Annotated in this window: 14 protein-coding genes; 5 read left to right on the top strand and 9 right to left on the bottom strand. The window is 65.7% G+C overall.

Features of this window, described 5'->3' with window-relative positions:
- Window positions 1-71 precede the first annotated feature (71 nt).
- Complete coding sequence (locus VGQ44_00855; GenBank protein HEV8445336.1) at window positions 72-2,366, top strand: prolyl oligopeptidase family serine peptidase; 2,295 nt, start codon at window positions 72-74, stop codon at window positions 2,364-2,366.
- A gap of 130 nt (window positions 2,367-2,496) precedes the next feature.
- Window positions 2,497-2,955, top strand: coding sequence for a MarR family transcriptional regulator (locus tag VGQ44_00850; protein ID HEV8445335.1), 459 nt, complete (start codon window positions 2,497-2,499; stop codon window positions 2,953-2,955).
- Window positions 2,956-3,179: 224 nt separating this feature from the next.
- On the opposite strand, the gene VGQ44_00845 is transcribed toward VGQ44_00850, so the two are convergent.
- A complete protein-coding gene (locus tag VGQ44_00845) occupies window positions 3,180-4,541 on the bottom strand; it encodes a VTT domain-containing protein (GenBank protein HEV8445334.1) in 1,362 nt (453 codons plus the stop codon).
- Window positions 4,542-4,619: 78 nt separating this feature from the next.
- Here VGQ44_00845 and VGQ44_00840 point away from each other — a divergent pair, with 78 nt between their 5' ends.
- Both VGQ44_00840 and VGQ44_00835 read left to right on the top strand, forming a co-directional pair.
- Window positions 4,620-5,708, top strand: coding sequence for an alpha-hydroxy acid oxidase (locus VGQ44_00840; protein ID HEV8445333.1), 1,089 nt, complete (start codon window positions 4,620-4,622; stop codon window positions 5,706-5,708).
- A 140-nt stretch (window positions 5,709-5,848) separates the two neighbouring features.
- Window positions 5,849-7,771 carry a chloride channel protein gene (locus VGQ44_00835; GenBank protein HEV8445332.1) on the top strand — a complete coding sequence of 641 codons (1,923 nt, stop codon included), beginning with the start codon at window positions 5,849-5,851 and terminating at the stop codon, window positions 7,769-7,771.
- Here VGQ44_00835 and VGQ44_00830 read toward each other — a convergent pair.
- The 5 genes from VGQ44_00830 to VGQ44_00810 all read right to left on the bottom strand — a co-directional run bounded on the left by VGQ44_00830 (window position 7,719) and on the right by VGQ44_00810 (window position 15,534).
- The gene (locus tag VGQ44_00830) at window positions 7,719-8,204 is read right to left on the bottom strand and encodes an SRPBCC family protein (GenBank protein ID HEV8445331.1); all 486 of its coding nucleotides are present in this window, start codon (window positions 8,202-8,204) and stop codon (window positions 7,719-7,721) included. The genes VGQ44_00835 and VGQ44_00830 overlap by 53 nt on opposite strands.
- Before the next feature lie 222 nt (window positions 8,205-8,426).
- Window positions 8,427-11,579: an efflux RND transporter permease subunit gene (locus tag VGQ44_00825; GenBank protein HEV8445330.1), complete on the bottom strand. Its 3,153-nt coding sequence runs from the start codon at window positions 11,577-11,579 to the stop codon at window positions 8,427-8,429.
- Entirely contained in the window at window positions 11,576-12,694 is a 1,119-nt protein-coding gene (locus tag VGQ44_00820; protein ID HEV8445329.1) for an efflux RND transporter periplasmic adaptor subunit, read from the bottom strand. Before VGQ44_00820 ends, VGQ44_00825 begins: the two co-directional genes overlap by 4 nt.
- Complete coding sequence (locus tag VGQ44_00815) at window positions 12,691-13,899, bottom strand: TolC family protein (GenBank protein HEV8445328.1); 1,209 nt, start codon at window positions 13,897-13,899, stop codon at window positions 12,691-12,693. Before VGQ44_00815 ends, VGQ44_00820 begins: the two co-directional genes overlap by 4 nt.
- Window positions 13,900-14,178: 279 nt before the next feature.
- Window positions 14,179-15,534 carry an ATP-binding protein gene (locus VGQ44_00810; protein HEV8445327.1) on the bottom strand — a complete coding sequence of 452 codons (1,356 nt, stop codon included), beginning with the start codon at window positions 15,532-15,534 and terminating at the stop codon, window positions 14,179-14,181.
- Window positions 15,535-15,585: 51 nt separating this feature from the next.
- Between VGQ44_00810 and VGQ44_00805 the strand changes: the two genes are divergently transcribed.
- The gene (locus VGQ44_00805; GenBank protein HEV8445326.1) at window positions 15,586-16,203 is read left to right on the top strand and encodes a type 1 glutamine amidotransferase domain-containing protein; all 618 of its coding nucleotides are present in this window, start codon (window positions 15,586-15,588) and stop codon (window positions 16,201-16,203) included.
- On the opposite strand, the gene VGQ44_00800 is transcribed toward VGQ44_00805, so the two are convergent.
- The 3 genes from VGQ44_00800 to VGQ44_00790 all read right to left on the bottom strand — a co-directional run bounded on the left by VGQ44_00800 (window position 16,164) and on the right by VGQ44_00790 (window position 19,856).
- Complete coding sequence (locus VGQ44_00800; GenBank protein ID HEV8445325.1) at window positions 16,164-16,832, bottom strand: response regulator transcription factor; 669 nt, start codon at window positions 16,830-16,832, stop codon at window positions 16,164-16,166. The two genes, VGQ44_00805 and VGQ44_00800, sit on opposite strands and share 40 nt — an antisense overlap.
- 13 nt (window positions 16,833-16,845) lie before the next feature.
- On the bottom strand, window positions 16,846-17,190 hold the full coding sequence (locus VGQ44_00795) for a hypothetical protein (protein ID HEV8445324.1): 345 nt from the start codon (window positions 17,188-17,190) through the stop codon (window positions 16,846-16,848).
- Window positions 17,191-17,468: 278 nt separating this feature from the next.
- Window positions 17,469-19,856: a hypothetical protein gene (locus tag VGQ44_00790; protein ID HEV8445323.1), complete on the bottom strand. Its 2,388-nt coding sequence runs from the start codon at window positions 19,854-19,856 to the stop codon at window positions 17,469-17,471.
- Window positions 19,857-20,105: the final 249 nt, after the last annotated feature.

Here is a 20,105-nt window from a genome sequence, read left to right as displayed (position 1 = left end):
ACGCGGGTCGCGACGCTGGCGACGGCCGCGGCGGCCACGCACATTGCACGGCACCCGTTCACGGATTTGCCATGCGTTCCAGCCCCGGTGTTTCTCTGCTGTTCGCCGCCGCGCTCGTCGTGGCTCCCCGCCTCGCGATCGTCGCACAGAACGCCTCCGGATCGGCGACAAAGGCCGCGGCGTCGGCGCCCGCGTCGAGCGCCGCGTTCACGATGAACGACGCTCTCGAGGTCGTGAGCGCATCGGTGGGCGACTTGAGCGACGATGGGCGTTGGCTCGCGCTGACCAAATCCGTCCGGCGCGACGCATACGGACAAGACTACCGTCACGACGGCGACCCGACCTACGTGCATCCGGTTCCCGTGCGACTCGTCGTCATCGACACGAAGTCTGGCGCGGAACATCCGGTCTTCGCCGACAAGCGGGCTGTCCGTTTGCCGCGCTGGTCACCCGACGGCGATCGCCTCGCGATGCTGATCTTCAACGGCGACGTCTACGAACCCGCCGTGTGGGACCGCAAAGGGGATCGGGTAGTCACCGTGCATCTTCCGGCCGGCAGGTACGTCGCCGAGAACAGCGACTTGGAGTGGTCGGCAGACGGCAAGGCGCTCGTGTTCACCGTGCACACGACGGAATGGCGCAAGAAGGCGCGCGACACGTTCACCAACATGACGGTAGGTCCGGTGTTCGTGCAGTCGAGCCTCGACCCGTTCCTCGCCTGGGACGACGTCCGGCGCATGGGCAGCGTGCGAAGCATCGTCACATTCGACTTGAAGACGAACGAGATGCACGAGGTCGTGCCCGAGACGATGATCGGGCAGTACGTGTTCGCCAAAGACGATGCCGCGATCGCCTACGACGTCGACATCCAGAAGAAGACGGATTACGACAGCTTCAACAGCGAACGCTCGCTGCGCACTCGTACGACCGCCGGCGGCGCGGAGCGCGTCGTCTTCGCGACGACGAAAGGCATGCAGATCCAGTGGGCCGAGGACGGCCGCCACTACGCGTACTCCAAGGACGGGCGCGTCTACGTGGGTTCGATCGACGACAAGGACGCGAAGCAGGTCGCCGGCCCAGCCGAGCGAAAGCCCGGTGATAGTACGCCTCCCGACACGACGAAGGCGGGGCGCGAACGCGCGGCCAAGGAACGATTCTCGGTCGTTCGCTTCAGCCCCAAGGGCGACGCGGTGCTCGTCTCGAACCGCGAAGGCCTCTGGCTCGTCGACGCCGCGACCTCGGCACGCGACCAGGTGGTCGCGACGGACGATTCATCGTCGACGTCGCCGCGCGTCAGCTTCGCCGCGTGGACGAGCGACGGCCAACACCTGTACCTCACGTCGGCGTCGCGCACGAAATGGGAGCGCGCGGTGCTACGCTACGACAGGGCGACCAAACAGCTCGCCACGCTCGTGCGCGATGGACGCACCTATTCCGGTATCCGTCTCTCGAAGGACGGCAAGACCGTGGTGCTGTCGATCGCCAGCGGCAACCACCCGGCCGACGTCTACGTCGCCGACGAAACGCTCTCGGCGCCGCGCCGCTTGGTCGAAAGCAATCCGCAGCTTCAGTCGAAGCGGCTCGGTGCCACCGACCTCGTTCCCTTCCTCGATGCCGACGGCCACCAGAAATACGCGGTCGTCTACTTACCGCCCGATTATCAGAAGGGAAAACCGTACCCGACGATCTTCAACGTCTACGAAGATTTCTTCGACGACACGTTCAACTCGCAGCTCGCGCTGCTGGCGGGGCACGGTTATGTCGTCGTGCAGCCGTCGGTGGACTTCGACATCGGGTTCCCCGGCGAGGCGTGGCTCAAAGGCGTCACCGCGGCGGCGAACAAGCTGATCGAGCTGGGCATCACCGACTCCTCGAAGATGGCCGTTCAGGGCACGAGCTACGGCGGCTATGCGACGAATCTTCTCGTCACGCAGACGAACCGATTCAAGGCGGCCGTGAACATCTCCGGCAAGGTTGATCTGATCAGCTTCTATACCGACAGCCCGCGACTCGGCGTACGCAACGTGAACGCCGCCGAGAAGACGCAAGACCGCATCGGTGCGACGATGTGGCAGCAACCGCAGAAGTACGAGCAGCACTCCGCCGTGCTATTCGCCGATCGAATCACGACGCCGCTCATGCTCGTCACCGGCGCGCAGGATTCGAACGTACCGGCCGACAACACGCGCGAGATGTACTACGCGCTGCGGCGACTCGGGAAAGAAGTCGTCTGGGTGAACTACATGAACGGCGGCCATGGGGCCGGAACCGCGACCGCGGACGACTTCCTCGACATGTGGCGCCGAGTGCTTGCCTGGTACGACGCCAAGCTCAAGGGCGAGAAGTCGAAGCTGGCGACAAATTGACCGAGACCGGAAATCAACCCGAATGGCCCCCTTGTAGAAGCGCGGGCTGGACAGCATGTTCTCCATCATGGGTGCCAATCCGACGCCTAGCGCAGCCGCGTTGAATCACGATCGACCTGTCGATCGTTCGATGAACGCCGTACGAAGCATCGTTCGCGCGTTCCGAGTGAACACACGCGCGATCGAGTTGAAGATGGGAATCAGTCTCGCTCAGCTCTTCGTGTTACAGCAGCTGACAGAGCGGCCGGCGGATTCCCTCAACGAGTTGGCCGAGCGAACCGCGACACACCAGAGCTCGGTGTCCGTGGTGGTTCGGCGACTCGTCGAGCGCGGGTTCGTATCGCGCGCGTCGTCGTCCGCCGATCGTCGACGGATCGAGATCGCCGTGACGCCAGCGGGTCGCGCGCTGCTCGAGGACGCCCCGACGACGATCCAGACCCAGCTGATGACCGCGCTCCGCCGACTCAGCCGCGATGAGCAGAACACACTCGCGAATCTTCTCGAGCGGTGGCTCCGCGAAGCCAAGATCGATTTCGCTTCACCGCCGATGCTCGGCGAAGACGAGGTTGGGGCGCCGGGTCGGCATTAGAGACGTTCGTTGAGGTCTCGCTGAAGCGGGCATCGCGAAATGGACGGCGAGCCTAGCCTCGAGCAGCAGCTGCGAGTATGAGCTGCGAGCACAAACTGCGACGGCGCCTTTGAGCGCCGTCGTTTTTCTTAGCTCAAAGCTGCAGCTGTAAGCTGCTGCTCACAGCTAGGCTCGCGTGGCTGTCCGAGATCCGCGACCGGCACGACGGGACCCAACATTCCGATCTACCGCCCCCATTTCCTCTGCCGCGCGATCTCCACTCCGGTCACGCAGGTCACCAACCACACCAGTCCCGCCGCCAACCCGGCAGTCGTATCGCTGATGTACTGCTGTCCCAGAAACAGTCGGCTCACCGTAATCGCGACGATCATCGCGATCGCCAGCACGGATATGGCCGTGCGCAGCAACGCTCCGCGCGCGTGGGAAGCCAGCAGATATCCGACCATTCCGTATCCGACGAGAACTCCAAGCGCTTTGCGGCTCACCAGTCCCGTGCCCCAGTCGATGAGCACGACGTCGGCGAAGGGAAGCTCGGATCGCCGGACGACGAAGCGCAGCGATGCGTCGAGAATCGAACCGCCGATGAACGCCGCGCACCAACCGGTGAGCTCGAGCCCCTTTCGCTTCATCGCGTAGTAGAGCCCACCGGCGATCAGGAAGAGCGTCATAGCGCCGCGTCCGCCGAGCGTGCTCAGTACGCGGAATAGACGCAGCAGCGACGCCGCCGCCGATTGCTCGAGACGCCCGGCGACGGTCACGTCGAAGCGCGTGAGCGGCGACGTGTCGACCAGACCCTCCGTGATCGTCGCGAACAGGCCGATCACGGTGAGGCTCACGAGGAACCCGACGAGCAGATGGATCGCGAGGTACTCGCCCTTCGCGAAGTTTCCGGACATGTAGCGCCAGGCGCGTGGATGCGTCTGCCGCCAGTGGCTCATTCGCGGCGTGGTCGTCACGCGGGCGTACGACTCGTCCATCGAGGCGACGACCTTGGTGCGGTTTCGCTCGAACCAGCGCCACGCGTAGATCACGCCGACGACCAGCGCGACGAGAATCGCGATGATCAGGCTCGCGCGGCCCACATAGCGGACCAGTCGCGGCAGATTGCGGCCGAATACGAACCCGAGCGCGCTGAACGTGACGACCCATACGATGCCGCCGGCCGCGTTGTAGATCGCGAACGTGCGCAGCGGCATGCCGACGATCCCGGCGAAGATGCCGGCGAAACTGCGCATGAACGCGACGAATCGGCCGAGAAAGATCGTCTTGCCGCCGTGACGCGCGAACACCTCTTCGGTGCGCGCCATACGGTCCGGCGTGAGCCTCACCCATTTGCCGTAGCGCTCGATGAGTGCCCGCCCCTCTCGGGAGCCGAGCCAGTAGCCGGCGTGGCCGCCGGCGACCGTGCCGACGCAGCCCGCGACGATCACCGCGAAAATCGAGAGAGTTCCGCGTCCCGCGAGCGCCGCCGCCGTGACCAGTGCCGTTTCACCCGGAGCCGGCACACCGGCGCTCTCCAAAAAGAGAAACGCCGCGACGATCACGAACCCGTAGTGCGCGACCCACTGCGTAACGACGTCGAGCATCGATCTGGAACGTAGTCCGGGTGGGTGGACACACGGCGCGAACGGATCGAAACTTAGACAGCCTCTAGCGGAGAATCGATGCTGGAAGTCCTCAATCTCGACGAGCTCGAGGCGCGAGCGCGCGAACGTCTCGACCCGATGCTGTTCGATTACATCGCCGGCGGCGCGGCCGATGAATGGACGCTCGTCGAGAACCGCGCCGCATGGTCGCGTTTTCGTCTCCTTCCCCGAATGCTGCGCGGCGTCGCCGATCGTTCGATGTCGACGACCGTCCTCGGCACCCCGATCGCGATGCCCGTCGTCGTCCCGCCGATGGGGTTCCAAGGACTCTGTCACGCCGAAGCGGAGACGGCGACCGCACGTGCCGCGGCCGCCGAGCAAACGATCTTCTGCGCGAGCACGGTCTCGAACTGCAGCCTCGAGGCGATCGCCGAAGCATCGGGAAGCGGTGCGCGCTGGTTTCAGCTCTACGTCTACAAGGACAAAGGCATCACGCGAAGTCTCGTCGAGCGCGCCGCGGCCGCCGGCTATTCGGCGCTCTGCCTCACCGTGGACACGCCGCTGGCCGGTCCGCGCGAGCGAGACCGTCGCAACAATCTGCGAATGCCCGGGCATCTCAAGCTGGCGAATTTCCCGGAGTCGCATACGGCGATGCATCACCAGGGCAGCGGCCCGGGATCGTCGCTCGCCCAATACATCCATGCACAGTGGGATCCCGCGCTCACGTGGAAGGACGTCGAGTGGCTGCGCTCCATCTCGCCGATGCCCGTCATCGTGAAAGGAATTCTCGCGGCTGACGATGCGGCGCTCGCCGTCGATCATGGTGCCGCCGGCATCATCGTCTCGAACCACGGCGGACGCCAACTCGACGGCGTGCCTGCGGGCATCACGATGCTTCCCGCGGTCGTCGAAGCGGTTGCGCGTCGTGGATCGTGCGAGGTCCTCGTCGACGGCGGAGCACGGCGCGGCACCGACGTGCTTCGCGCCCTCGCACTCGGCGCGCGCGCCGTCATGATCGGCCGGCCCATTCTCTGGGGTCTCACACTCGACGGCGAAGACGGTGTGCGCGCAGTCCTTCAGCGCATTCGCGCCGAGATCGATCTGTCGATGGCGCTCGCCGGCTGTGCCACGCTCGCCGATGTGACGGCGGACTTGATCGTGCACTGATCAGCTAGGGCTGTCAGCAGCCTCATCGCGACGCGCTACCAAACCGCGGCTCGTGAAAGTCTTAATGCGCCTGCATTTCGCTCGTCGCGCCCGCTATACTTCAATATGTTGGGCACCAATGCGACGACTCACAAAAACTGATGAAAGAGAACGGACATAGACCGCCGGGTTCGATTGACGCGAACTCACTCAACTCGACGGATGGCCTGCCGGTCGCGCCATCGCTCGATCTGGCGCTGGCCCAGGTTCAGGGACCACCCACATACTCCCCTGTCGATCGACGCGTCATCGTCATCTGCGCGTTGGCGCTCGGCGTCGGGGCCGCGGGCGCGCTGATCGCGACGATCCTCACGCACCTCATCGGGTTCATCACGAACCTCGCCTACTACGGCCGTCTGTCGACGGAGTTCAGTCCGCCGTCGACCGATCGTTGGGGCGTGCTCTCGGTGTTCATTCCGATCATCGGCGCGTTCGTTGTCGGGATCATGGCCCGGTACGGCGCGGCGGCGATTCGTGGACACGGCATTCCGGAGGTCATGGAGCGCATCCTCACCGCACGAAGCCGCATCTCGCCCAAGATCATGTTTCTCAAGCCGCTCTCCGCGGCGGTTGCGATCGGAACGGGCGGGCCGTTCGGCGCCGAGGGTCCGATCATCGCGACCGGAGGCGCGCTCGGGTCTCTCGTCGGGCAATTGATCCATGTCACCGCCGACGAGCGAAAAACTCTTCTGGCGGCCGGCGCGGCGGCGGGCATGGCGGCGACATTCGGCAGCCCGGTGTCCGCGGTGCTGCTCGCCGTCGAGCTTCTGCTGTTCGAGTACCGTCCGCGATCCGTCGTTCCGGTGGCTCTCGCCGCGGCCGTCGCGACCGGAGTGCGCGCGGCGCATGCAGGCTCGGCGCCCGTGTTCTCGATTCCAACGTTGATGCCGCCCTCGTTGCCCGCGCTGAGCGTGTACGTGCTGCTCGGTGCGACGATCGGCGTGCTCTCCGTGTTGACGACGAAGATCGTGTACGGCCTCGAGGATCTGTACGAGGACCTGCCGATTCACTGGATGTGGTGGCCTGTGGTTGGCGCCGTCGTCGTCGGTTTGATCGGGTTGGTCGACCAGCGGACGCTCGGCGTCGGCTACGTCAACATCGATCACATCCTGAGCGGTCAGGTCGTCGGGATGTCGCTCGTCGTCCTGATCGTGCTCAAGTTCGTGTCTTGGTCGGTGTATCTCGGCAGCGGCACGTCGGGGGGAACGCTTGCACCGTTGTTCACGATCGGCGGCGGTGTTGGAGCGCTATTCGGAGCCGCGGCAGTGGCGGTGGCGCCGTCGCTCGGCGTGGACCCGCACGTCGCGGCGCTCGTCGGCATGGCGTCCATCTTCGCCGGCGCGTCGCACGCGCTGCTCGCGTCGGTCGTGTTCGCGTTCGAGACGACCCGTCAGCCGATGGGGCTTCTGCCGCTGCTCGCCGGCTGCAGCACCGCGTACCTCGTTTCGCTGCTCCTCAAGCGCAGCTCGATCATGACCGAAAAGCTCGCGCGCCGCGGCACGCCGGTGCGTACGGAGTACAGCGCGGACCACCTCGGTCACGTATCCGTCGCCGAGGCCGCGACGAGAGAAGTCGTGACGCTCAACGAGAACACCGCGTTGACGGACGTTCTCGACTGGCTGTCCACGCGCGGCGCTGGCACGAACCACCAAGGCTTTCCCGTGCTGACCGACGATGGCACGCTCTTGGGCGTGATCACGCGCCGCGACCTGCTCGATCCGAACGCCGACGAGACGGCTCCCGTTCGCACGTTGATTCGCCGGGCGCCCGTCGTGGTGTTCGAGGAGAACACGCTTCGCGAAGCGGCCGACCACATGGTCAACGAGAAAGTCGGACGGCTGCCGGTCGTGTCACGTTCGGCGCCGCGCAGACTCGTCGGCATCATCTCGCGCAGCGATTTGCTCGACGCCCATCGGGTGCGCATCGATGCCGCGTTGGTCACCGAAGCGCCCCCGATCGGACGAGCGTGGGTCAAGCGGCAAGCGACTCGAGCACTTCGTCGAGAGCCGCGTAGCTCTCATTGAGGCCGCTCTCCATTCCCGACTGCAGCATACCGTCGCGGTCCTCGTTGGTATGGAAGAGTGAGACGATGACGAGCTTCGTCCGGCCGTCGCCGAGGTCTTCGAGCGTCATCGTATCGAGAGAGACGTGTCCCGGCATGCCGTCCCACTCGAAGGTTTGAACGATGCGGCTCTCCGGAGTGACCTCGGCGTAGCGTCCCTCGAAACCGTGGGACTGGCCGTTGGGCGCGTGCTCGACGTAGCGCCAATGACCGCCTTTCTCTACTTCCATTCGCTCGATGGTGAGCGGGTTGCCGCGCCCCCACCACTTCGCGACGAGCGTCGGATCGGTGACCGCGCGCCAGACGCGATCGCGCGGCGCGTCGAAGATTCGCTCGATGCGGGTCTCCCGATCGGCGGGCGTGGTGACGGCGGCTTTCCGTAGGGTCTTGGTCATCGTGCCTCTCGGAGCTTTCGCGCAAAGAATGGAGCGAGGGACGTTCGGATTCAGCTCTCGAAGACCCGCATCTCGACGAGCGACGCGAGCCTAGCCGCGAGCATCAGCCCTCAGCATGAGCTGAGCCAAGCTCACAGCTTCTGCTCAAAGCTGCCGCTCAAGGCTAGGCTCGCTTCCTCATCCGAGATCGTCGCGCGTGCGTGAGCGATCCCACACGCGCCGTTAGGGGTTCGGTGCGGGCGTTGGTGCTGCTGCGCTGAACCGATCTCCCACCGTCGCGTAGTCTCGGCCGCGAATCGCGACCAAGAGACTCGGCACGACGAACAGCGTGATCGGCGTCGACAGCGCGAGCCCGCCGATGACGGCGAGCGCAAGTGGGCGCTGCAGGTCGCTCCCTGCCCCGATTCCCAGCGCCAACGGCAGCAGGCCGAACAACGTGCACAACGTCGTCATGAGGATCGGGCGCAGACGGATTCGCGCCGCCTCGCGAAGCGCTTGCTCGAGCGGCAAGCCAGCCTCTTTCATCAAGTGCTTCGTGAAGTCGAGCAAAATGATCCCGTTCTTCACGATCAGTCCAACCAACAAAATCAATCCCATGAACGACGACACGTTGAGCGGCGTTCCGGTGACGAGCAGAAGCAGCATCGCGCCGACGAACGACAGCGGCGCCGCGAGCAGGACGACGAGCGGTTCGATGAACGATTGGAATTGGATCACCATCACCGCGATCACGCTCGCCGCCGCCAAGGCGAGCACGAGCAGCAGCGCTTTGAACGCCGCCTGCTGCCCCGCGTACTGCCCGCCGATCTCCACGCGAATCCCCTGCGGCGGCGGATTCTCGGCGAGAATCGCGCGCACGTCCGCCATCACGGCGCTGAGCGACACCTCGCCGAGGTCCGACGTGGCGATGATCAGCTGCTGCTGATTCTCGCGCAGCAACTCGGCGCGGGTCTCGGTGGGCTCGAATGTGGCCAAGGTGCCGAGTGGAACCGACGCGTGGGTCTGCGCGGAGAAAATCGGAATCGATCCGAGGAGCCTCGAGTCGAACCGCACGGAGTCGGGCGCGCGAACGCGAATGCCGACCGCCCGGTCGTCCAAACGAATTTCCCCGGCGGGCTGCCCCAGCAACGCACCGCCCGCCTCGTCGGCGACCTGCGCGGGCGTGAGACCCACGCGGTTCGCCTCCGCCTGGTTGATCGTCATCTCGAGCTCCGCGCCGGGCTCGCTCACGCCGTTGAACAAGTCCTCGAGCCCCTCGACCTTGGCGAGCTTCGGGTCGAGCGACTTGGCGTATGCTTCGAGCGCGTTGAGGTCCGGGCCGAACATCTTGATCTCGACGGGACGCGCCGCGCCGGCGAGGTCGTTGATGACGTCCGACAGGATCTGCACGAACTCGATGCGGAGCCGCGGCACGGCGGCCTGAATCTTCGGGCGCACGTCGTCGATCACTTGCGCCGTGGAGCGAGCCCGCTGGCTCTCCGGCTTGAGCCGCACGACCATGTCGCCGCGATTCTGCTGCGTTGCGAAGAGACCCAGCTCCGCGCCGAGCCGCCGCGATGTACCGGTGATCTCCGGCGTCTGGGCGAAGATCTTCTCGACGATGTGGAGCTGCCGATCCGTCTCGGCGAGCGCCGTTCCGCCCGGCGCGAAGTAGTCGAAGACGAACGCGCCCTCGTCGATCTCCGGGAGAAATCCCGTCGGCACGAATCGGTGAACGACGACGCCCGCGCCGACCAAAACCAGCGCGATCAGAATCATCCAGCGCGCGTGGCGAAGCGACGCACCGAGCGCGCTCTCATATCGGTCCGAGAGCGCGTCGATCCAGCCGCCCATTCGCGCCGTGATGCCGGGCTTCCCGTCGGGTTGTCCGGATTCGGCGGCGGCCTCGATGTCCTCCTCGCGAAGGAACTGCTCGCTGAGGAGCGGGATGATCGTCAGCGCGACGACGAGCGAGACGAGGACGGCGATGGTGAGCGTGATCGACAGCGCGTGGAAGAACTGTCCCTCGACGCCGGTGAGCAAGCCGAGCGGCAGGAAGACGACGACCGTCGTGATCGTCGACGACGTCACGGGCCAGATCAGCTCCTGCACCGCGTCCCGAATCGCGATCGGCCGGTCCTTTGTCAGATGCGAGTGGCGGACGATGTTCTCGGTGATCACCACGGCGTCGTCGATCACGAGGCCGATGGCGATCGCCATCGCGCCGAGCGTCATCAGGTTGAACGTCTGGCCGATGAGCGACATCACGAACACGGTCATCGCCATCGTGATTGGAATCGACGACGCGCTGATCGCCGTGATGCGCGCATGCCGCAGGAAGAGCAGCAGGATGATCACGGCGAGGACCGCGCCGATGATCATCGCGTCGCGCACCGACGTCACGGCCTCGCGGACGAGCGACGCCTGGTCGTAGACGGCCTTGAGAATCGTGCCCGCCGGCAGCGTTTTGCGCAGCGACGCCGCGACGCGCGCGACGCTGTCGGCGATCTCGAGCGTGTTGCCGCCGATCTGGCGGGTGATGTTGATGAGCGCCGCGGGACGTCCGTCGCCGGCGATGATGCGGGTGTGGTCTTCCGTGCCCGATCGGACAGTCGCCAGGTCGCCCACCCGTAGCCCGCGACTCACGACGATGTTCGCCACGTCGTCGGTCGAGTGCGCCTCGGTCGTGGTGACGATCAGGTATTGCCGATAGTCGCGCGGCATTCGGCCGACCGCTTCGACCGTCGTCGCGGACTGAATTGCCGTCGCCAGGTCCTGATACGTGAGCTGCTGCGCCGCCAGGCGCGCCGGATCCGCGATGACCTCGATCTCGGCCACGTCGCTGCCCATCACGTCGACGCGCCCGACCCCCGGCACGCGCGAGATGAGCGGCTTGATCTGGTAGCGCGCGATGTCGTACAGCCGTGCTGGATCGCCGCCCTCGAGGTTGTACGAGAGAATCGGGAAGAGCGACGGCGTGAGGCGCTCGATCTCGATGTCGAGTCCGGCCGGAAGGTCGCCGCGAATCTGATTGACGCGCGCCTGCACTTGCTGGAGCGCGTAGATCATGTCGGTCGACGAGCTGAACGTGATGTTCGTCTCGCTTCCTGACCTGATCGATCGCGACTGCACGCGCGTCACGCCGGGCACGATGCTCACCGCCTCTTCGATCGGCCGCGTCACCGTGAAGAGAATCTGCCGAGCGCCGAGCGACGTGCCCTCGGCCACGACCGTGATTCGCGAGAACGTCAGCTCCGGGTAGATCGCCGACGGGAGCCGAGTCGCGTACCAGATTCCGGCGGCACTGAGCACCAGCGTCGCCATGTAGATGAACCGGCGTTGCTGCGCGAGGACGCCGAACAGCGATCGCTTCTTGCCGACCTCGACGTCGGTCATGGCTTATCCGCCGAATCCGGCTTGCCCGGCGTCTTACCGGCGTTCATCGGAACGACCTTGGCGCTGTCTTCCATGCCGTACGCGCCGAATGTCACGACGCGATCCCCCGGCGAAAGTCCCTCGAGGATCTCGACGCCGGTGGCACTCCTCGATCCGACTTTCACGGCTTGCTCGTGCGCGATGCCACCGCTGTCCACGACGAAAACCTTGAAGCCGTCTCCCTCCGGTACGACGGCGTCCGCCGGGACGACGATGGCATGCGCGCGCGTGACCACGGCAATCGATCCGAACACCGTCTCGCCGATTCGCAGCTCCCGCCGCGTAGACGGGGCACGCACGCGGATCTCCACGCTGCGCGTGGTCGTGTCGACGGTGCCCGCGATCTCCGCGACCGATCCGAACCCGAGCGCCTCACCGCCGGCGCCCTGCCCTGCGCTGAGCGTGACCCGCATACCCTGCCGTACGCGCGCCGCATCGGTGGGCGTCACGCTGAGCAGCACGTCCACCGCAAGCGGGTCCGAGACCTCGACGAGCGGCTGCGACGGATCCACCGAGGCGCCGAGCGTCGTCGAGAGCCGGGTCACGACGCCTTTGATCGGCGAGCGAATGGTCGCCAACTGTTCGGAGCGCCGAGCCGCCATCGCGTCTGCCCGCGCCTTCTCCGCTTCGGCGCGCGCGGTTTCGGCGTCCTTCGGCGGCACGATGCCATCTTTCGCGAGGCGCTCCTGACGCTCGGCGTTTTTCTCGGCGGCGGCCAGCGCCGCGTCGGCGCTCCGCCGCGCCGCTTCGAAGGTCTGCTGCTCCAGCTCGATGAGCGGCTGGCCCGCTTGAACCGACTGCCCGACTGCGACCGCTATGTTGGCCACGCGTCCTGGCGCCGGTGCGCTCGGGGCTGCGACGTGTCCGGGGCGTGGCGAGACTGTCCCGATCGCGCCGAGCATTTCGGTAAACGGTTGAGGCGTCACGACGATCGTTTGCGCCGCGACGACCGGCTTGGCCTCGCCTTCGGCGTCGCCCTCCCCGCCCCCCTTGGACTTGCAGCTGGTGGCCAGCGCGAATGCCAGCGCAAGGGCGGCGCGGCCCACGACGGCCGCTTCGCGAGATCGACGTTTCATGGGAGGAGCTGCGAGCTGGGGGTGAGCGAAAACACGCGAAGCTCCGCCGTCGCAATCCATGCCGCAGCGAGGTCGTCGATGTACTGCGCGCGAACGTCGCGCGAGGACCGCTGCGCCTCGAGAACGTTGGGGAGTGACGCCGCTCCTTCGCGGTACGCCACGAGCGACATGGCCGCCACGTGATCCGCGCTGACGATGAGCTGGCGGTCGCGGGCGACTTTCGCGAGCGCGTTCTCACGTTCTCGCTTGCCGTGTGCGATCTCGTTGCGCGCCTCGACTTGTGCCTGCGTCAGCTCGGCCTCCGCTTTGATCCGCTGGGCTTGGGCCACGAGGATTTCGCCGCGCTGGCGATTGAAGATCGGGAGCGAGAGGCCAAGACCGAACGTCGGCAGAATCCCCGGCTGGTCAGGATCGCCGTGCTCGAAGCCGAACGAGACGGTCGGCGCGGAGAACACGGAGTGACGGTGTGCCTGCGAGTTGAGCGAGGCGGCCGTGAGCGACAGCGACGCCGCGGTCTCGCTGAGCGTCGCTTGAGCGGGTGGGAGTGCTTCAGGGGGCGTCTCCAGCGAGTCGACCGCCGTGATCTCGAGGTCCTCGCTGGTGTAGCCGAGCGTCGCCTGAAGGTCGAGCAGCGTCGAGATCCAGGTGAGCGAATCCCCCGCCGCCGTATTCTGCTGCTGGCCGGCGTTCACCCGCGCCAGTTCGACGTCCATGTCGCTCGCGTCGCCGGCCGCGCGCCGCCGCTCGACCATGTGCAGCAGGCTATCTCCATCCAGCGCGTTGCGACGCGAAAGCGCGAGGTGTTCGCGCGCGGCGATCGCGCGCGTGTAGGTGGTGTCGGCGTCGAGTCCGACCGTAGCTCGAGCGAGAAAAAACTTGACGCGCGCCGCTTGGAGCTCGAACGCGGCGGACTGCGAGCGAGGACGCCGCAACCATGGAAACTCCAGCGGGATTTCGAGCGAATAGTGCTGCGTCGGAACGGCTTTGCTGTAGCTCGCCGCGAACGATGGATCGGGAAAGACGTGGGCGGCCACAACCTGCGCCGCCGCCACAGCCGTGTCCGCCGCTGCAACGGCGATCCGCGTCCCACGCGTGAGCGCGGTCCGCACGGCTTGGGCGCGTGTGAGCCTGGTTTGCTGTCCGGGCGCACTCGCGGCCACACCCACGGTCGCGCAGAGCGCCACGGTCGGAATCAGAAGGCGCATGACCTCTGGCGTGTGGCCGGGAACGCTTGATCCTAGCGAGCCGGACCTGTCACGGGAATGACACCCAGCCAGCAGTGCTCAGGCAGGAAAGAGGCCAGACTCGAGGCCGGTTTCGCGGCCATTCTGAGGTCTGCCTTGGCTCGGATGGTACGGCTTTCCGCTCGAAATCGGACGTCTGATATCCGACGTCGGACATCAGACCCGGCGTTTGCGGGTGGGATGCCGGCTCGCCATGGCGCCCCGCCCTGTCACGCCGGGACTGACGTCAGATATCCGATATCAGACGTCCGATTTCGAGCGCGCAGCCGTACTCTCCGGTTCGAGACGACCGGCCGAATGGCCGCGATCCCCAGCGCCGTTCGTCGTCGGAAACTCCACCTTCATTTCTGTCCCAACCCCGATTCTCGACAAGACGAGTATCTCCGCGCGGTGCTCCTCCGCTATCCACTTGGCGATCGATAGCCCGAGCCCTGCCCCTTCCGTCGTTCCTCCGTCCGACCGCGTGCGCGACGGGTCGCCTCGATAGAATCGCTCGAAGATCCTCGGAAGCTCGTCGGGACCGATCCCTACCCCGGTATCCGACACCACGATCGTCGGCGCGCCGTTGGCGACGCGGACCGCGATGCGAACGACTCCGCCGGGCGGTGTGAACTTGACTGCATTGTCGAGCAGGATGAGCCCAAGCTGTCGCAGCAGCGCAGCATCTCCGACGACCGGCGACTCCTCGAAGTCGGAAACCTCGAGGCGGACGCCCTTTCGTTCTGCGATCACGCGCGCCGCGTCGGCCGCGTCGAGAGCGGCGTCGTCCAGGAAAACCCGCTCCCGCTCGATCGGCCGTTGCCCGGCGTCGGCGCGGGCCAGCGTCAACAGATCCTCGACGATACGTCCGAGGCGAATCGTCTCGCGTTCGATGCCGCGTAGCGCGTCCGCGTAATCGTCCGCCGAGCGCGAGCGCTGGAGCGCGACCTCGGCGCGACTGCGCACGACGGTGAGCGGCGTGCGAAGCTCGTGAGCCGCGTCCGCCATGAAACGTCGCATTTGATCGATCGCTCGCTCTACAGGAGCCGTGGATTGCCCGGCGACGATCCATCCGCCGATCGCCACGAGGACCGCCGCGATCACGCCGGCAGCGGCGAGCTCGGCGATGAGCGCCATGTAGCGATCCTCGAGCTCGATCTCGTCGGCGACGGACACCGCGACGAACGCGCGACCGTCATCGAGGCGGAACGGAGCGGCTTGCGCCCGCAGAATGCGATCGCGTTCCTGATGATTTTCCCCTCGCGCTCCGGCGTGGGCGGCCGACTGAACAAGACGCTGAAGCCACGGCTCGAGTGCCTCGCCGACGATCGTTCGTCCTGTCGTGTCGGCAATCGCGAGCCGCCGATCGGGAATTCGCAGCGCGTCGACGGCGGCCGCGACGCCGCGCTCACGAGCGAGCAGCGACAGCTGTTTCGTCGCGTCGATCAGCGACGAGTCGAGGTCGCGGTCGAATCGGGCGGTAATCGTCGCGAATATGCCGATACCGAGCAGTGCCAGGATGACGAGAAACGTTCCGGCGTACCAGATCGTGAGCCGAAGACGGAGCCGGCGAAGCGATTGCCGCACTGATACCGCTCGATAGACGGCGCGACTCACGGTCTACGGTTTGCCCCCAGCGTGTGCGTCTCTTTCATGGAAGGTCGATTCATGCCCCGCAACGATCTCATCGGCAAACGCATTGCAATAGTGGCGACCGACGGCGTCGAGGCTTCCGAGCTGATCGATCCACGCAACGCACTCGACAAGGCCGGCGCCAAGACACTGCTCGTTTCGCCGACTCAAGACAAGATCCGAACTTGGGAGCACGGGAATTGGAGCGACGACATCCCGGTCGATCTGCCGCTCTCCAAGTGCAGCGCCGACGACTTCGAGGCTCTGTTCCTCCCGGGCGGGGTGATCAACGCCGACAAGCTTCGGGTCGACGTGCAAGCCATTCAGTTCGTCCGGCGCTTCTTCGAGGTCGGCAAACCCGTCGCCGCCATCTGCCACGCTCCGTGGCTGCTGATCGAGGCAAACGTCGTTCGAAATCGCACGCTCACGTCTTGGCCGTCGCTGCAGACGGATCTCCGCAACGCGGGCGCCGACTGGGTAGACCGTGAGGTCGCGACGGATATGGGGCTGGTGACCAGCCGCGGGCCGGCGGACATCCCGGCATTCAGCAAGAAAGTGGTCGAGGAGTTCGAGATTGGAGTCCGCGCCGATCAACGATTGACGACCGAAGACACTCAGACGCCCAGCCGGTATCCGGCTCCGCGCAACGTATGAATCAGCTTCAGGTCGAATCCGTCGTCGATTTTGCGTCGCAGCCGTCTGACGAGCACCTCGAGCACGTTGGTGAACGGATCGTGGTTCTCGTCCCAGACGTGCGCGGTGATCGCCGCGCGATCCACGACTTGGTCGTGGTGCCGCACGAGAAACTCGAGTAGCGCAAACTCCTTCGCGGTGAGCTCGATGTCTCGGCCGCCGCGCCGCACGCGGTGTGCGCCGAGGTCGATCTCCAAATCGGCGATCGACGTGCGCTCGGGGATCGGCGTGGGTGGACGTCGGGCGAGCGCCCGAAGACGCGCGACGAGCTCCCGGAATGCGAAGGGCTTCGTGAGGTAGTCGTCGGCCCCGGACTCCAGTCCCTGCACGCGATCGTCGACGGTGTCCTTGGCGGTGAGCATGAGAACCGGTGTGCCGACTCCTCGCTCGCGCAGCGTGCGGCAGAGGTCGAACCCGTTCCCGCCCGGGAGCATCACGTCGAGAATGATGACGTCGAATGCGCCGAGTACCGCGCGCGACCGACCGGCGTCGGCCGAGCTTTCGCGCGCGATGTGAAATCCGTGCTCCGTGAGCCCGCTCTCGAGTACGGAGGCGAGCTGCGGATCGTCCTCGACCAACAGAATTCGCATCAGGCCTGCGCGGTCACGGCTTTTTCGGCTTCGGAGCTGCTGCGGCCTTCGCCTTCGCGTCGTTCGCCTCTTCAGCCGCCTCCTTCTTCATCTGTTCCGGCGTCTCGTGCGCGACGGCGATGACTTTTCCCGTGAGCGCGTCGACGTCGACCTCGTCGATCCCGGGTTTGTTCGGCGGGGCGATGTCGTAGGAATACTTGTAGTTGCCCTGGGCATGGACAAACGGCGCCGCGCAAAGAAGGGCAATGACCGGCGCCAGCGTGAATTTCGTCGTCATGCGGCCCCCCAGGAGGTTCGAGCGAATGGTATCTCCGGAACCTGTCACGAGGATGACGAAGAGCGAAGGGCGCGCGGCCATTCTGGAGCCGGTCTCGCGCCGGCGACGCTCAGTGGGCCGGCCACTCTAGGTCCGATCGCCTGTTTGGGTACGGCTGTGCGCTAGAAGTCGGGAACTGACTCCAGACCACTGACATCAGGGTCGGCGTTGCGCGGAGGCACTCCGACCGGCGTTCAAGTTCCTCGTCGCGTCACGCCTAACCGCACGTCTGATGTCCGGATTCAGTCTTCGGACTTCGCGCGCTCAGCCGTACCCGCCACGCGACCACAGACCTCAGAGTGTCCCGAATCCAGCCGCCGTCAGCAGTCAATCACCTCGCATACGTGATCGATCGTCTTCGACGGATAGAACGTTTCCGGCTCGACGAAGAACGCCTCCAGCACCGGCTCGTCGAACGCGCTCGGCGACGCCGGCGCTTTTGCTTCCGCCTTGGCCTCGGCCCACGCGCTCTGCCACACGCTCGCCAGTGCGCGCACTCCAGCCGCGATGACGCCTTCGGTCGGCGTTCCGAACGTCTTCCAAAGCTCGTCGGCGGCCGCTTTTCCGGTCGTTCCCTGCTGCTGCAGCGTGATGTACTTGGCGACGATGTCCTTCGGCTTGATCAGGTCGAACGTGTCGAGGATGAGTTGCGTGCACGCCATCGCGGCGTGCTTGCCGCCCTTGAAATTGGGACGCAGCGGCGTCGTATCAGCTTGCACCACCGGCGTGATGTCGCCGATGTGAAAGTTGATCATGTCGTCTTCGTACGCGCCGTGTACCCCGGTCCCGGCAGGAATCTTGTCGGGTTCGTGCGGCTTTCCCTTGTTGGGGTTGTCGACGAGGGTGGTGGGGTCGCCGTTGAACCAGCTCGAGACGTGCAGCGGCTGGCACGCGTCGCCGACATAGTGCGACACGATTCCCGCCGCGCAGACGAATCGCGCGAAGTCCGGGTGCGCTTGCTTGAGGTCCTTCACCATGCCCTCGTAGAACTGCTGTACGCGGAACGGAAGCAGGCCGCGACTCTTGTCCTTTACGTCGGTGTAGTACTTCCGCCACACAGCGACGTCCGTGTTCTTCGCGAGGCTCTTCGAGCACAAGTCCAGCAAGTTTCCGCCGGCGCGTGGGGCGTCCATGTCGGCGAAATGATTGGGATGCTCGTTCGGTCCGCGATTCGAGTGCGCGCGCTTCCAGGCGAGCGTCGGGTTCGGCGGCGGATTCTTCGGGCTGTGCCCCTTCTTCCAGACGAGATCCGGGACGTCCGCGAGCGCGACGAAATCGTGCTTTGACAACCCCGTCGTGCTCTTGGCCGTGATCGAGGCGGCCGCAAAGGTGATGCGCGGCAGGTTCGCCTGCATCAGCTTCTTGAGCTTCGGGTACTTCGTTCCGTCGATGCGGTCGATGGCGAGCGCGGCGATCGTGTAATGGCCGACGGCCCCCCAATAGTCCAACACGCCCGCGTTCCAGTCCCGCACGACGTCGACCTCGAGCTCGTTGCACACCGTCGCGAGGCATGTGGCCAACGCGTACGGCGCCACGATCTTGGTGCCGTCGCCGACGAACGTGTGCCCGCCCCACTGCAGCGCGAGCGGGCGCGGAGCCTTCTTCCCGTCCTCGAGCAGCCACACGGTGCCCGAGTCGCCCGGCCGGGTCGGCAAGACCTTTCCCTCTCGCGGTCCAATCAGGAAATCGGAGCAGTACTCCATTCCGCCGACGGACTTGTAGCGATAGAACAGCGCCTTGATCTTGCCGCGCATCGGCCCCGACGCTGCGCCAAACGCCCTCACGTGCGCGTCGATCAGCCGCAACGAAATGTTGTCGGCGGACAGGTCGGCCAACTTCCCCATCTCGCCGATCCCGTAGATCTGCGCCGTCCACTTCGTCAGGTCGTCCACCCGCACCAGACCGACGTCGAGATTCACGTACATGTGCCGGTCGGGAAAATCCGGATACACCTCGGAGAATTTCTTTCGAGTCAACTGCTTGTCCGAGGACACTCCCACCCGTACCGCTTCTCCGCCGATCTTCGAGAACAGCTCTTCACCCGGTTTCCCCGCGACATGCCGGTTGGTGAGTGCGTACACGTCGTGGCCGTCGGTCACCATGCAGCCGACCGACGCGACATGTTCTTCCTGCTGCACGCGCGCGATGATCGGATACCCGCCGCCGATGAACTGTCGAGGAAAGCGCGGCGAAACCGGCGCGTACGGCGGCGCGTCCACCGGTTGAGCGTAGACGACGCACACCGGCACGCGCGAGCCGTCGGGCATGTCGAGCGAACGAGGCACGAGATCGGCCGGGTCGACCTTCCCCGACTGCACGTCCTCGAGATTCAACCACTTGTCCACGAACACGAGCACGCACGGCCACGAGTACGGGCGCACCTCGGAGTTGTATAGCGTCCGCGGCTCCTTCTTGGGCTGTCGTGCGACCTTTCTATCGTGCTCCGCTGCGTCGCCGAGGTATTGCGGCCACCTCTCCTCGCTGCGAATCAGGTAGCGGCCCACCGCCGTCGCGACGACATGCCGCTTCTCCATCAGGTGGAGATGGTACGCGTCCCGCGCCGCGACCAGGTCGCGAAGCGAGAGCATGCTGAAGTCTTTTTCCGTGTCGAGGAGCGCCGAAGCCGAGCTGAGCGGCTCGGCACGGACGCGCGCAGTCGGACTGCGGCGTGAGGCGCGCTTCGGGGGGCGACGGCGACGAGTGGCCATGACCGATTCTCGAGCGGATTGGTCCGCGGCAAGGTACGGACGTCCGGCCGGAGCGCAAGAAGCAGGCGGTCAGATTAGAGCGTTCTAATCCGGACTAGTCGTTACAGAGGCATGATGCAGTGGGCCGGCGCGGAGGCACTCCGACCCATGTTCAAGTTCCTCGTCGCGTCACGCCGAACCACATGTCTGATGTCCGGATTCGGTCCTCGGAAGCGCTCAGCCGTACCCACCGGCCGACGACAGACCTCA

The organism is Gemmatimonadaceae bacterium (assembly GCA_036003045.1).
GTDB lineage: Bacteria > Gemmatimonadota > Gemmatimonadetes > Gemmatimonadales > Gemmatimonadaceae > JAQBQB01.
This window is presented reverse-complemented; position numbering and strand designations above follow the sequence as displayed.

Coding starts and splice junctions, on each gene's coding strand:
- VGQ44_00795 (HEV8445324.1), bottom strand. CDS start 17,190: ATGGCCGCGCGCCCTTCGCTCTTCGTCATCCTCGTGACAGGTTCCGGA.
- VGQ44_00845 (HEV8445334.1), bottom strand. CDS start 4,541: ATGCTCGACGTCGTTACGCAGTGGGTCGCGCACTACGGGTTCGTGATC.
- VGQ44_00830 (HEV8445331.1), bottom strand. CDS start 8,204: ATGACCAAGACCCTACGGAAAGCCGCCGTCACCACGCCCGCCGATCGG.
- VGQ44_00825 (HEV8445330.1), bottom strand. CDS start 11,579: ATGACCGACGTCGAGGTCGGCAAGAAGCGATCGCTGTTCGGCGTCCTC.
- VGQ44_00790 (HEV8445323.1), bottom strand. CDS start 19,856: ATGGCCACTCGTCGCCGTCGCCCCCCGAAGCGCGCCTCACGCCGCAGT.
- VGQ44_00850 (HEV8445335.1), top strand. CDS start 2,497: ATGAACGCCGTACGAAGCATCGTTCGCGCGTTCCGAGTGAACACACGC.
- VGQ44_00855 (HEV8445336.1), top strand. CDS start 72: ATGCGTTCCAGCCCCGGTGTTTCTCTGCTGTTCGCCGCCGCGCTCGTC.
- VGQ44_00840 (HEV8445333.1), top strand. CDS start 4,620: ATGCTGGAAGTCCTCAATCTCGACGAGCTCGAGGCGCGAGCGCGCGAA.
- VGQ44_00805 (HEV8445326.1), top strand. CDS start 15,586: ATGCCCCGCAACGATCTCATCGGCAAACGCATTGCAATAGTGGCGACC.
- VGQ44_00835 (HEV8445332.1), top strand. CDS start 5,849: ATGAAAGAGAACGGACATAGACCGCCGGGTTCGATTGACGCGAACTCA.
- VGQ44_00820 (HEV8445329.1), bottom strand. CDS start 12,694: ATGAAACGTCGATCTCGCGAAGCGGCCGTCGTGGGCCGCGCCGCCCTT.
- VGQ44_00800 (HEV8445325.1), bottom strand. CDS start 16,832: ATGCGAATTCTGTTGGTCGAGGACGATCCGCAGCTCGCCTCCGTACTC.
- VGQ44_00815 (HEV8445328.1), bottom strand. CDS start 13,899: ATGCGCCTTCTGATTCCGACCGTGGCGCTCTGCGCGACCGTGGGTGTG.